Origin of the sequence: Nocardioides sp. NPDC127503, from assembly GCF_040302165.1 — a bacterium.
GTDB lineage: Bacteria > Actinomycetota > Actinomycetes > Propionibacteriales > Nocardioidaceae > Nocardioides.
The window spans coordinates 1-12,269 of the sequence record NZ_JBEORH010000012.1; the positions used below are offsets into that span (position 1 = coordinate 1).

Annotated in this window: 12 protein-coding genes; 4 read left to right on the forward strand and 8 right to left on the reverse strand. The window is 68.3% G+C overall.

All coding sequences use genetic code 11. The annotated features are described in order from the left end of the window. Positions 1 to 167 precede the first annotated feature (167 nt). From ABTW65_RS24180 to ABTW65_RS24200, 5 genes are all read right to left on the reverse strand, one after another. Positions 168 to 1,157 carry an ABC transporter substrate-binding protein gene (locus ABTW65_RS24180; protein WP_350664896.1) on the reverse strand — a complete coding sequence of 330 codons (990 nt, stop codon included), beginning with the start codon at positions 1,155 to 1,157 and terminating at the stop codon, positions 168 to 170. A gap of 36 nt (positions 1,158 to 1,193) precedes the next feature. After that, positions 1,194 to 2,051, reverse strand: coding sequence for an ABC transporter permease (locus ABTW65_RS24185; protein WP_350664898.1), 858 nt, complete (start codon positions 2,049 to 2,051; stop codon positions 1,194 to 1,196). Then, entirely contained in the window at positions 2,048 to 2,821 is a 774-nt protein-coding gene (locus ABTW65_RS24190) for an ABC transporter ATP-binding protein (RefSeq protein ID WP_350665246.1), read from the reverse strand. The genes ABTW65_RS24185 and ABTW65_RS24190 overlap by 4 nt, the downstream gene beginning before the upstream one ends. 195 nt (positions 2,822 to 3,016) lie before the next feature. Continuing rightward, on the reverse strand, positions 3,017 to 3,505 hold the full coding sequence (locus ABTW65_RS24195) for a DUF456 domain-containing protein (protein ID WP_350664900.1): 489 nt from the start codon (positions 3,503 to 3,505) through the stop codon (positions 3,017 to 3,019). 88 nt (positions 3,506 to 3,593) lie between these two features. Beyond that, on the reverse strand, positions 3,594 to 3,800 hold the full coding sequence (locus tag ABTW65_RS24200) for a DUF7455 domain-containing protein (protein WP_040756289.1): 207 nt from the start codon (positions 3,798 to 3,800) through the stop codon (positions 3,594 to 3,596). A gap of 391 nt (positions 3,801 to 4,191) precedes the next feature. Between ABTW65_RS24200 and ABTW65_RS24205 the strand changes: the two genes are divergently transcribed. Both ABTW65_RS24205 and ABTW65_RS24210 read left to right on the forward strand, forming a co-directional pair. Next, entirely contained in the window at positions 4,192 to 6,255 is a 2,064-nt protein-coding gene (locus ABTW65_RS24205; RefSeq protein WP_502890667.1) for a DNA gyrase/topoisomerase IV subunit B, read from the forward strand. 4 nt (positions 6,256 to 6,259) lie between these two features. Continuing rightward, a complete protein-coding gene (locus ABTW65_RS24210) occupies positions 6,260 to 6,682 on the forward strand; it encodes a hypothetical protein (RefSeq protein ID WP_350664902.1) in 423 nt (140 codons plus the stop codon). Positions 6,683 to 6,735: 53 nt separating this feature from the next. Here the strand turns inward: ABTW65_RS24210 and ABTW65_RS24215 are convergent, their stop codons facing one another. Next, positions 6,736 to 7,377: a response regulator gene (locus ABTW65_RS24215; RefSeq protein ID WP_350664904.1), complete on the reverse strand. Its 642-nt coding sequence runs from the start codon at positions 7,375 to 7,377 to the stop codon at positions 6,736 to 6,738. Further along, positions 7,365 to 9,329 (reverse strand): sensor histidine kinase, encoded by a 1,965-nt coding sequence (locus ABTW65_RS24220; RefSeq protein ID WP_350664906.1) that lies wholly within the window; start codon positions 9,327 to 9,329, stop codon positions 7,365 to 7,367. Before ABTW65_RS24220 ends, ABTW65_RS24215 begins: the two co-directional genes overlap by 13 nt. Before the next feature lie 135 nt (positions 9,330 to 9,464). Here ABTW65_RS24220 and ABTW65_RS24225 point away from each other — a divergent pair, with 135 nt between their 5' ends. Together ABTW65_RS24225 and ABTW65_RS24230 are read left to right on the forward strand one after the other, a co-directional pair. After that, entirely contained in the window at positions 9,465 to 10,670 is a 1,206-nt protein-coding gene (locus tag ABTW65_RS24225) for a hypothetical protein (RefSeq protein ID WP_350664908.1), read from the forward strand. Continuing rightward, entirely contained in the window at positions 10,667 to 11,329 is a 663-nt protein-coding gene (locus tag ABTW65_RS24230) for a hypothetical protein (protein ID WP_350664910.1), read from the forward strand. Before ABTW65_RS24225 ends, ABTW65_RS24230 begins: the two co-directional genes overlap by 4 nt. Positions 11,330 to 11,349: 20 nt before the next feature. On the opposite strand, the gene ABTW65_RS24235 is transcribed toward ABTW65_RS24230, so the two are convergent. Beyond that, positions 11,350 to 12,246, reverse strand: coding sequence for an RNA polymerase sigma-70 factor (locus ABTW65_RS24235; protein WP_350664912.1), 897 nt, complete (start codon positions 12,244 to 12,246; stop codon positions 11,350 to 11,352). Positions 12,247 to 12,269: the final 23 nt, after the last annotated feature.

Below are 12,269 nucleotides of genomic sequence, written 5' to 3' on the forward strand. Positions count from 1 at the left end.
TTTCTGAAAATCGTAATTGCTAAGAGGTAAATAATGAATATATAAACAATAGTAATAGAGCTCATTATTGATAAGTTGAAAATAAAACTTGCTGAAGAAAGACATCAATTTATGATTCAATATCTCAAACAATTTATGTCAGAGTGGAATTTTAATAAAGAGTAAATTCAAATACCGTTGAACTCGTTGTCGACGTAGATGTCCTCTGAGGCCGGGGCCTTCTTGATCATCTCGACCGACTCCATGAAGTCGGCGAACTCGCCGAAGCCGGTGGGGGTCAGGGACCAGGTGACGTCGGGATCGGTGATCTGGGTCTTGACCTCGGCGGCGGTGAGCTCGCCATCGGATTCGGCGGAGAGGAGCTCGGCGGCTTGGGCCGGGTCGTCGGTGAGGAGGGTGTTGGATTCTTTCAGGGCGGCGTAGAAGGCCTTCGTGAAGTCGGGGTTGGCGTCGAGGAAGTCGGGCTTGGCGTAGATCGCGTTGAAGGTGGTGCGACCGAAGAGGTCGTAGCTCTTCAGGATCGGGTGGGCGCCGGCCTCGGCCTCCTGCGCGACGAACGGCGGGGCGGTGAGGTGGCCGGCGATCTGGCCGGAGACGAGTGCCTGGAGGCCATCGGGGTGGCCCATGCCGACGATGTTCTTGTCGAGCGCATGCGGGTCGCCGAGCTGCTCGCCGGCGGCCTTCCGCAGCGGCAGCGACTGGATCGAGTCGGGCGCAGGCATCGCGATCTTGGCGTCCTTCGGCAGGTCCTTCAGTGACTTGATCGCGGGGTCGGTGACCATGAGCTGGAGATTCATCTGGTTCATCGCGGCGACTGTCTTCCAGCCGACGCCGGCATCGACGCCGACCAGGAACGGCGAGGCACCCATCGAGGCGACCTGGACGTCGCCGGCGATGACCGCGTCGCGCAGCGCCCCACCGGAGTCGAGCTCCTGCCACTTGATCTCGGTGTCGGGCAGCGCCTTCTCCAGCGTCTTCTGCTCCTTGATGAGCAGCAGGGTCGCGTACCCCAGGCCCGGCTGGTAGCCGATCGTGATCGTCTCGGCCGGGCCGTCGTCCGCTCCGGCGCCACAGGCGGCGAGTACGCCGGTGAGCAGGGTGGCGGCGAAGACGGCGGCCAGGCTGCGTACGCCTCGACGGGAACCTCGATGGGACATGGTGGAGCTCCTTGACGTGGGGTTGGCGGAGAGTGGTCAGGCGGTCTTCATGCCCCAGCGCACGACGGTGCGGCGCTCGAGCCAGCTGAAGACGAGGTCGAAGAGGATCCCGATCAGCGCGATGGTGACCAGACCGGCGAAGGCGTCGGCGATGTGCAGGTAGGTCTTGGCGTTGTTGATGAAGTACCCCAGCCCGCCGCCCTCACCGGCGACGCCGAAGACCAGCTCGGCGGCGATGATGGTGCGCCAGCCGAAGGCCCAGGCGCTCTTCAGGCCGGAGACGGTGTGGGGGAGAGCGGCGGGGACGAGGACGTACCAGACCAGGCGTACGCCGCGGAGCCCGATGTTGCGCCCGACCGCAACCACGGTGGGGTTGGCGGTGCGGAAGCCCTGGCTGACGTTGATCGCGATCGGCCAGATCACCGCGTTGGCGATCACCACGATCAGGGCCGTGGTGTTGATGCCGAACCACAGCATCGCCAGCGGCAGGATCGCAACCGCCGGGAGCGGATTGAGCATCGAGGTGAGCAGGACCAGAAGGTCCTCGCCGATCGTCGTCCAGGTGGCGAGCGTGGTCAGCACCACGGCGGCCACGATCCCGATGGCAAGCGCCTGGCCGAGGATGCGCAGGGTGAGCAAGGTCGAGTCGACCAGCGCTCCGCTGCGTACGCCCTCGACCATCGCCTGCGCGACGTCGATCGGCCCGACGAGCACGAGCGGGCTGACTTGGCCGAACCGGACACCGAGATCCCAGGCGAGCAGCAGGATGAGGAGCAGGAGGCCGCGACGTACGGCGGTGGGGATGTGGCCCCAGCGGGGCAGTCTCCTGGGCAGGTCACCGGGGAGGTCGGCAGCCGTCTGGGAAGCGGAGGGCGGGCGAGCGGTCTGGGTCATGCCGCCTCGCTCTGGTCGGGCCTGGCGGACCCGTCGCCTGCGAGTAGGGCGCGCAGGCGGGTCTGGGCGGCGACGAAGGCCGGATCTGTGGGGTCGTCGAGACCGCGTACGTCGAGGGTGTCCACGACGTGTGACGGTGGCGTCGAGAGGACGACGACCTGGTCGCCGACGTAGACCGCCTCGGCGATGCTGTGGGTGACGAAGAGGACGGTGATACCGGTCTCGGCGGCGACCTGCTTGAGCTCGCGCTGGAGCCGGTCACGGGTCTGGGCGTCGAGGGCGCCGAACGGCTCGTCCATGAGGAGTACGTCGGGTTCGAGCGCCAGCGCGCGGGCGATCGCGACCCGCTGCTTCATCCCGCCCGAGAGTTGGTGGGGATAGCGCGCCCCGGCCTGGTCGAGCCCCATCGTGGTCAGCCAGCGGTCGGCCCGCTCCCGGGCCTGATCGCGGGTGCGTCCGTTGGCGCGCAACGGGAATTCCAGGTTGCCCCGCACGGTGCGCCAGGGGAAGAGTTGGTCGAACTCCTGGAAGACGACCGCCCGGTCGGGCCCCGGCGTCGTGACCGAGGTGCGGCCGGAGACGGTGATCGTGCCCGACCAGGGGCGAAGGAACCCGGCCGCGGCCTTCAGGATGGTCGACTTCCCGCAGCCTGACGGACCGAGCAGCATCGTCGTCGATCCACGCGGGACGGAGAACGAGACCCCGCCGACGGCGGGGTGCGGCTCGCCGTCGACGAGATAGCCGAGGCGTACGTCGCTGACCTCGAGCATGGACACGGAGGGCCTCCAGGGATGTCGTCGTCAGAGTCAACTTAGAAAACTAAGTAACTCGACTATAGCGACCTGGAGAGGTGCTGACCGCAGCGGCCCAGGGGTCGGACTTCTCAGGTGTTTCCTGCACTTCTCGGGCATTGCAACACCTGAGAAGTGCAGGGATACCCGGTTAACCGGGTATCCCGCCCGCGGCTACGGCGTGATGACGAGCCCGACCACCCAGGTGATGGTGGCGAGGGTGGAAGCGGTGGCGTCGATCAGGATGAACAGGCCCATCGCCTTCAGCGCGGTCCAGGTGGAGGCCCAGGCGACGCGCGCGTCGCCGCCGTGGCGACGGAGCTCGGCGAGGAAGACGCCGAGGGGGAAGCCGACGAAGAGACCGACGACGGGGATCACGAAGAAGCCGATGATGGCCAGGATCGCGCCGACGATCTGGGTGGACAGCGGCATGCCGGAGTTCTTGAGGTGCTTGCCGGGGATGGCGTACTTGGTGATCAGTCCGATGGCGATGAAGGCGGCCGAGATGCCGAAGATCACCCAGCCGGTGGACTCGCCCAGCCAGATGGCCCAGCCGAGGATCGCGGCGGCGACCAGCAGCGCACCGCCGGGGAGGACAGGGACGATGATGCCGGCGATGCCGAAGGCGATGACCAGCGCGACGAGAACTTCGACGAGACTCACGGAGCGAACCCTAGCCCCGTGGCGCCGCACAAGACGCCGAAGGCCCGGACCGTCGTGGTCCGGGCCTTCGGGGAGTCGGTGGGTGGGGTCAGTTCTTCTCGGTGAGCTTGTGCGTCTCGTCGGTGATCGAGCTTGCGATCTCCTTGAGCTTCTCACCGTGCTCGCGGGCGTGGTGGGCGCAGAACAGCAGTTCGCCGCCGGAGTGGAGCTCCGCGCGTACGTAGGCCTGCGCTCCGCACCGGTCGCAACGGTCCTCGGACGTGAGCGGCGAGCTGGTGGCAACGGCAGTGGTCACATCGGCCTCATTTCTGAATCATGATTGCGCCGGGATAACGTACGTGAGTCTTGGAAGATTCCCTAGATCGCTAGCGTTTCCTCGCGGACTCTTACCTCCGTCGCACCTCTAATCCTTGCAGTTGTCGCTCCGGGTTGGGGATCCGGGTCGGACCTACCCCGCGGGACATCGCTGTCCGTGACAGACATTCTTACCTGTCGACCGACCATTTCGTGCATCGAAACCCGCAAGTTCCACGTAACGGACCGATCACGACGTACGTGTGCCGCCCGATGGCGCGTGAGTCGGTTGCCGCGTGCCTGCGTGAGACCCGGGCGTGTCGCACGGTAGATTTCGTCTGAAGAACACCCCCACGCAGTACCCCGGGAACAACGCAGTTACGCAGGAGCCGATCATCTCTGACAACACCTACAACGCCGCGCACCTCCTCGTCCTCGAGGGCTTGGAGGCGGTGCGCAAGCGTCCCGGTATGTACATCGGCTCGACCGATACCCGCGGCCTCATGCACTGCCTGTGGGAGATCATCGACAACGGCGTCGACGAGGCGCTGGCAGGTGTCGCTGGTCACGTCGAGGTGACCATGCACCCCGACGGCTCGGTGGAGGTCTACGACGACGGCCGCGGCATCCCGACCGACAAGGAGCCCCGCACCGGGCTTCCGGGCGTCGAGGTGGTCGCGACCAAGCTGCACGCGGGCGGCAAGTTCGGCGGCGGCTCCTACAACGCGACCGGCGGTCTGCATGGTGTCGGCCTCTCGGTCGTCAACGCGCTCTCGAGCCGCATGGACATCGACGTGGACCGCTCGCCGGCCCAGCAGGGGATGTCGTTCCGCCGTGGTGTGCCCGGTGTGTTCGACGGCGATGGCCCGTCGGCCGCCTTCACGCCGCAGAGTGGCCTGACCCGCAAGGGCAAGCGGGTCGCCAAGGGCAAGACCGGCACCAGGGTCAGGTTCTGGCCGGACCGGCAGATCTTCACCAAGGACGCTCGCTTCGAGCTCGAGGGGCTGCTCGGCCGCGCCCGGCAGACGAGCTTCATCGTTCCCGGGCTCGAGCTGGTCATCCGCGACCTGTCCGGCGAGGACCCGGTCGAGGAGAAGTTCCGCCACGACGGCGGCATCGCCGAGTTCGTCGACTTCCTGGCCAAGGACGAGCCGGTCAGCGGCGTACTCCGCCTGCAGGGTTCGGACACCTTCACCGAGACCGTGCCGATGCTCGACGACGCCGGCCACATGACACCGCAGGACGTCGAGCGCGAGCTCGGCGTCGACATCGCGGTGCGATGGGGCAGCGGCTACGACACCGAGATCCGCTCCTTCGTCAACGTGATCGCCACCCCGAAGGGCGGCACCCACGTCAGCGGCTTCGAGAACGCGCTGACCAAGACGTTCAACGACGCCATGCGCGCCGCCAAGGTGCTCAAGGTCAACGACAAGGACATCGTCAAGGAGGACATCCTCGAGGGGCTGACCTCGGTGGTGACGGTGCGCCTGGCCGAGCCGCAGTTCGAGGGCCAGACCAAGGAGATCCTCGGCACCCCGGCCGCTCGCAGCGTGGTGCGCAAGGTCGTCGCCGCGGAGATGAAGACGTTCCTCACCGAGTCGCGCGGGGCGCAGAAGCAGCAGGCCAAGCTGGTGATGGAGAAGGTGTACTCCGCCTCCAAGACCCGGCTCTCGCTGCGCCAGCAGAAGGAGAACCAGCGGCGCAAGAACGCGCTGGAGTCCTCCGCGCTGCCCTCCAAGCTCGCCGACTGCCGCACCACCGACGACCGGGCCGAGCTGTTCATCGTCGAGGGTGACTCCGCGCTCGGCACCGCCAAGGTGGCCCGCAACTCCGAGTTCCAGGCGCTGCTGCCGATCCGCGGCAAGATCCTCAACGTCCAGAAGGCCTCGGTCGGCGACATGCTGAAGAACACCGAGTGCTCCTCGATCATCCAGGTGGTCGGGACGGGCACGGGCCGCGGCTTCGACTTGGACGCGGCGCGCTACGGCAAGATCATCTTCATGGCCGACGCCGACTCCGACGGCGCCCACATCCGTACGCTGCTGGCGACCCTGTTCTTCAAGTACATGCCCGAGCTCATCGCCGCCGGCAAGGTCTACACCGCCGTCCCGCCGCTGCACCGGATCGAGATCTCCAACCCCAAGAAGGGGATGGAGAAGTACATCTACACCTACTCCGACCCGGAGCTGCAGCGGAAGCTCGCCGAGCTGAAGAAGAAGAACGTCAGCTGGAAGGACCCGGTGCAGCGCTACAAGGGTCTGGGTGAGATGGACGCCGACCAGCTGGCCGAGACCACCATGGACCCGCGCCACCGGACGCTTCGCCGGCTGACGCTGGACGACGCCGACGAGGCCGCGGCGGTCTTCGACCTGCTGATGGGCTCCGACGTCGCTCCGCGCAAGGAGTTCATCGTCGCCGGGGGCGGTCAGCTCTCCGAGACCGACCTCGACTTCTAGGGCCGTGACCTCAGCGATGGACCAGAAGGCAGCCCGGACAGCGGCGACCAAGGCGTTCAAGACGGGCGGCATGCCGCTGCGCAAGGGCCATCACCGGCTCGGTGACCCCATGAGCGACGACATCGTCTGGTACGTCGACCTGCGCGCCCAGGGCGCCGGGCCGACCGCGCCGCTGCGCTTCGAGATCGGCTGCTGGGTCGCCGCCCTCGGCCACCCGGAGCCCGAGGGTGGCCCGGTCGACTGCCCGCTGCTGCTCGACCGGCCGGTCGCGGCCACCACGCCCGCCGAGATCGGCGAGGAGGTCGGCGACCTGCTGACCCTCGTCGGCGATCTCGACTCAGTCACCGCGCTGCGCGACGCACTGGCGGAGGGAACGCTGGGGCGGCCGTTGGTCGACCAGTCGCTGCGTACATTCTTGGATGGGTAGAGCTGGATGGGTAGAGCCTGGATGGGTAGAGCCGCGACGGTTGGCGCTTCGCTTCACTCGTGAACCGCGCGGAGATGGGTGAGCACCGCCAGGACGCGGCGATGGCCCTCCTCGCTCTCGGGGATCTCCAGCTTGAGCAGCAGGTGGCGTACGTGCGCTTCGACCGTGCGCTCGCTCAGCACCAGCCGCTGGGCGATGCCGATGTTGGTGAGTCCCTCAGCCATCAGTTCGAGGACTCGCTTCTCCCGTTCCGAGAGCCGCCCCAACGGGCCTGTCACCGGAGCGATGAGGGCGGCGACGACCGTTGGGTCGAGTGCCGATCCTCCGCCCGCGACGCGCGCCGCGGTGTCGAGGAACTCCTCGACCTCGAGGACCCGGTCCTTCAGCAGATAGCCGAACCCCGGTAGGCCGACCAGGTCGACGGCATGCGTGGTCTCGATGTGCTGCGACAGCAGCAGTACCCCGATGCCGGGATGACGAGACTTGATGTCGCGGGCGCCGCGGGCGCCCTCGTCGGTGTACGTCGGCGGCATCCGGATGTCGAGCACCACCAGGTCCGGACGTTCCCGCTCGACGATCTCGGCCACAACGGCCGCGTCGCCGAGCGTGGCCACCACCTCGTGCCCGCCGTCGGCGAAGAGCCGGGCGAGCCCTTCGCGCAGCAGGGCCTGGTCCTCGACGATCACGACACGCATGGCAGCTCCGCAACAAGCGTCGTGCCACGACCTCGAGCGCTGTCGACCCGCAGGTTGCCCCCGCGCGCGGCGACCCGATCCGACAACCCGGTCAACCCCGAACCGGGGCTGACCGTGGCACCACCCAGTCCGTCGTCGATGACGCTGACGACGAGGGTGGAGTCGCATCTCGCGACCTGCAGCAGGATCCGGTCCGCGTGCGCATGCTTGATGGCGTTGGTGAGACCCTCGCAGGCGACGAAGTACGCCGCTGCCTCGATGTCAAGCGGGTAGCGCTCACTGGGCGCCGTCACCTCGACGCGGACCGGTGCCCGGTTGGCCAGGTCGTGAAGCGCCGGCCCGAGCCCGGCGTCAAGCAGTGGCGGGCGTACGCCGTGGGCCAGCTCGCGCAGCTCGCCGATGGCGGCGGTCACCTCCGTGATCGCGCCGTCCAGGGTGTGCCGCACGTCGCCGTTCGCGCCGCCGAGCTGGTACTGGGCATGGCGCAGGGTCAGACCGATGGAGACCAGGCGCTGCTGTGCGCCATCGTGCAGGTCACGCTCGAGGCGGCGGCGTTCCTCGTCGGCCACGGTGGCCAGTCGGACGCGCGAGGCCTCGACCTCGTCGAGGCGGCGGCGCAGCTCGACCCGCATCCGAGCCATCTCGATGGCCAGGCCCGCGGCGCTGACGACGGCCGGCAGCAGGCCGGGGTCGGTGGTGGCGCGCGGGTGCCATGCGATGTGGCCGAGGGTGATGCCGCCACGCCGGACCGCGTACGACTCTCGATCGTAGGCCGGCTCGGGTTCCGCCCTGCCGAGAGTGTTCACCGGCGTCTCGTCCGCCTGCAGCACGAAGGTCAGCTGCAGACCCGGGTCACCCGTCGCTGCCCTGAGGACATCGACGACCTGCTCCGGCTCGGCCCGGTCGGCCCGCAGCTCCTCGAGGAACAACGCGACTGTGCGCAGCGCCTCCTGGCGCGCCGGCCGGAACCGATCGTCGACCCTGGACTGCACTCTGCGATGCAGCAGCTTGAACGTCGCGGCGGCGGCGAGGGTGGCACCGGCGGTCGACCACGGCGAGCCGCGTCCTGCGAACGCCCCGATCAGGACCACCGTACCCGCGTACACGGCGGCGAGCAGGACGGTGAGTGCGGCGTAGGTGAAGGTGCGGCTGATGACCAGGTCCACGTCGTACAGCCGGTAGCGGAGCACCGCGACACCGATCGCGACCACCCAGAGGGTCAACGTGATGGCGGGAATCACGCGCACGATCGGGAAGAGGTTCCACAAGGCGCCCGACATCGGCAGGCTCGACGCCAAGAGGACGCTCGCGAGTACGAACCACTTCATCTGCTGACGCTCGACGCCCGAGGAGGCTCGAAAGCGAAGCACCACAGCCACCAGCGCTGCTATCAGTGAGACGGCGACGAGACCGAACCCGACGATGTAGAGAGCACCGACGGGTAGCCCGTCGACGGCGTAGGGGCTCCGGCCGCTGACGAAGTTCCGCCCGAGGTCAGGGGAGAGGGCCCAGCCGGGCGTGCCCAGCAGCACCCCGACTCCACACAGCCACACCACGATCGACCATCCGCGTCCGGGAAGGTGGCCGGTGGGAAACAGGAGCAGGAGCAGCACCAGCACCGGCGCCTGCGGCAGCCAGCTGGAGAGGGCGATCCACTCGGCGAACGGCCCTCCGGGCCAGCCCTCGATGGCGGAGCGCAGCCCCCAGCCCTGCGCGAGCTCGCCGGTCACCGAGTTGGCCACACCCAGACCACACAGCAACCAGCCGATGGCGTGACGCGGGTGCCGGGTCAGGATCAGCGCCCCGGTCGCCGTCAGCGTGCAGGAGAACACGGCGTAGAGCAGGGTGTCGTACGCCGGCTCGAGCCCCCAGGAGAGTCCCACGGCGCATGCTTCGGCCACCAGCGTCGTCGCCAGGAGGAGGCCGGGAAGCGAGCGGATCGCGAGTCCCACGGTCCGATCCTCCTCTTGGCCGCTCGGGTGGCGCAAACGTGCCAGCACTGCATGGCGATCGAGTACTGGCACTGACGCGGAGCCACCGCCGGCGTCCATACAGTCGAGAGATCTTCGACGACCAGAGGGGCAGCCATGCGAACCGTCCGACGCACGCCGTACGTACTCGTCGGTGGACTCTGCGGGCTGGCCTGGGCGGCCGGTTTCCGCGGCTGGATGGCGCAGCTGGTGGGGTCCGATTCGTCCTACTCCTGGCTGACCGTCGTGCTGGTCCTCCTACCCGGGACGGCGATCGGGCTGCTGCTGGGGTGGGCCGCCTACTTGCGCCGCATCGAGCGGCGGGGGTCGCGCTGGCTGGTGTGGTCACCCGTCCTGTTCGCCTCTGCCCTGCTCGACCCTGAGATCGCTCGCGCACTGGTCACCAACGGTGAGGGCAGCGGGGCACTGATCGTCGTGGCCACCGCACTCGCCGGCGGGTTCGCGCTGTCGCGAACCGGGTGGTCGGTGGCCCGGGTCTCCTGCGCGGTGGTCGCCGGGGCCGGCCTGCTGATGCTCTTCGGTATGGGCGGCATGGCTGGTCCCCTCAGCTCCGCCCGAGGCGCCTGGGTCGCCCTGTACGGATGGTCGTTCGTGCTCCTGTTCTGTCTGGCATCCGCGCTGCCGTATCCGGCGGTGCGCGCTCCTCGTGGCGGCCGCTCGTTCGCCGCCCTCGGCGCGCTGTGCGGGATCGCCTGGGTCTGCGCGCTGCGAGGCTTCATGGCTGAGGTCGCCGGCGCAGAGTCCGGGGTCCACTGGGTGGGCACGTGGGGGTTCATCCTGCTGCCGGGCCTGCTCATCGGCGCCCTGCTCGGCTGGGCCGAGCACCTGCGCCGCACCGGGGGCCGGCCCAGGTGGCGACTGCTCGTGCTCTCGCCGTTCCTGTTCGCCGCGATCCTGGTCAGGGGCCTGATCGAGGACCCGACCACGATGTTCGAGGGCGGAATCGCTGCCGGCACGATCGCGATCCCAGTGCTCTGCATCATCGGTGGACATGCTCTGTCCGGCAATGCGCCGCTGTGGTCCCGGCTACCGGCCGGCCTCGTAGGCGTCGCCACCCTCATGGCATGGCCGCTCACCAGCACTGCCGTCGGCGGCCCGAACTTCGCTCTCGACACACCCCAAGGGCTGTGGGCCACTGCGTTGTACGACGCGTTGCTGGTCACCTTCGCGCTTGCCGCCTCCGTCCCGCAGCGCGCCGTTCTCGGCTCCACCATGACTCGGACCCAGGAGGCCGGCATGGTCGGCCCGCAGGTCTACTCCGGATCGCAGTCATCCGCATCCCAGGAAGGAATGCCGCTATGAACAAGCCGAACACCTATGAGACGGTCCGCGTCTCACCTCCGTCCCCAACCACAGCACCACTCCGGAGCGCCCGCGGAGCCGGGCTTCTCTGCGCCACCTCCGCGGTGCTGCTCGTGATCGGCTGCGCTGTCACCCAGTGGCAGTTCGCAGTCACCACAGTGCCGGACGACACCTGGCGGTTCCCGTGGTCACCGACCGCGTTCATCGTCACCACCCTCATCTGGGCCACGACGCAGGCCGCGGTCGTCCCCGCTCTGCTGGTCTGGCAACGCAGCGGCAGTGCGGGGTCGGGCTTCGCCGCTCGCTGGGGACTGCGGCTCCTGGTCGTGGGTTCCGTCATCGGCGTGGTCGCCCACCTCGCGTCGCTGCCGTTCGTAGATGCGAAGTTCGAGGACATCGCCGCCTTGGGTGCGGTGTTCGGGATCGGTGCCCTGCTCGCTACGGTCGGCTTCCTCATGGCGGGCGTCGGCACGGTGCGTACGCACCGCTGGACCGGCGTGTTCCGCTGGACGCCGCTCGGCATCGGGATCGTCGGCGTCGCGCTGATGTTCCTTCAGTTCACGCCACTGCTCCCGACCGGCGTCGGGCTCTACTACCTCGGGTTCGTCCCGCTCGGCCTTGCCGTCGCCGGCTACGCACGTACAGAGACCAGAGCCTGAGCATCACGACAGCTCGACGGTCAGCGCTCGGCCAGCAGGGCGAAGAGGTCGCCGACCTCGCCCAGGTGGCCGAGCTTGTCGGGGTTGAGGACGTTGTGCATGCGTACGATCCGGCCGCCGTCGACGTCGAGGGCGATGACGCCGAGCAGGGCGCCGTCGGCGCCGCGGGTGAGCATCGCCGGCTGACCGTTGGCATGGGATAGCTCCAGACGTACGCCGAAGCGCTCGCCCTGACGCATGAGCCCGAGCAGGAAGCGGGCGACGGCGACGGCACCGAGCATCGGCTTCTGGATTGCGGGAGCGCGGCCACCGCCGTCGGCGACGAACACGACATCGTCGGCGAGCAGCCGCTCCAGACCGGCGATGTCGCTCGCGGAGAGCGCGGCGACGAACTGCGAGGCGAGCTGGTCGCGGCGCTCGCGGGACGGGTCGAACCGCGGCGTACCGTCGGCGATCCGCTTGCGGGCGCGGGTGAAGATCTGGCGGCAGTTGGTCGCGCTCTTGTCGACGACGGGGGCGATGTCCTCGTAGTCGTAGCCCAGCACCTCACGCAGTACGAACACCGCGCGCTCGACCGGCGTGAGCGACTCCAGCAGGACCAGGAACGCGGTGCTGACCGTCTCGTCGAGCTCGAGGCGGTGGCTCGGGTCCTCGTCGGAGACCAGGATCGGCTCGGGCAGCCACGGGCCGACGTACTGCTCGCGGCGGTGGCGGGCCGAGCGCAGGGTGTCGATGGCGATCCGGGTGGTGACTGTGGTGGCGTACGCATCGAGGTTGTCGACGTCCTCGCTGCTGCGGTGCATCCGCAGGAACGCCTCCTGCACGATGTCCTCCGCCTCGGCGACGCTGCCGAGCATCCGGTAGGCGATCGAGAACATCAGCGGGCGGAGCCCGTCATGAGCGCTTGCGAGGTCCACGACTGCAGGACCTTACGCCAGCT

Bases quoted from the DNA above. Each gene is read 5' to 3' on its own strand.
- ABTW65_RS24225 (WP_350664908.1), top strand. From the start codon at position 9,465: ATGCGAACCGTCCGACGCACGCCGTACGTACTCGTCGGTGGACTCTGC.
- ABTW65_RS24230 (WP_350664910.1), top strand. From the start codon at position 10,667: ATGAACAAGCCGAACACCTATGAGACGGTCCGCGTCTCACCTCCGTCC.
- ABTW65_RS24180 (WP_350664896.1), bottom strand. From the start codon at position 1,157: ATGTCCCATCGAGGTTCCCGTCGAGGCGTACGCAGCCTGGCCGCCGTC.
- ABTW65_RS24190 (WP_350665246.1), bottom strand. From the start codon at position 2,821: ATGCTCGAGGTCAGCGACGTACGCCTCGGCTATCTCGTCGACGGCGAG.
- ABTW65_RS24215 (WP_350664904.1), bottom strand. From the start codon at position 7,377: ATGCGTGTCGTGATCGTCGAGGACCAGGCCCTGCTGCGCGAAGGGCTC.
- ABTW65_RS24185 (WP_350664898.1), bottom strand. From the start codon at position 2,051: ATGACCCAGACCGCTCGCCCGCCCTCCGCTTCCCAGACGGCTGCCGAC.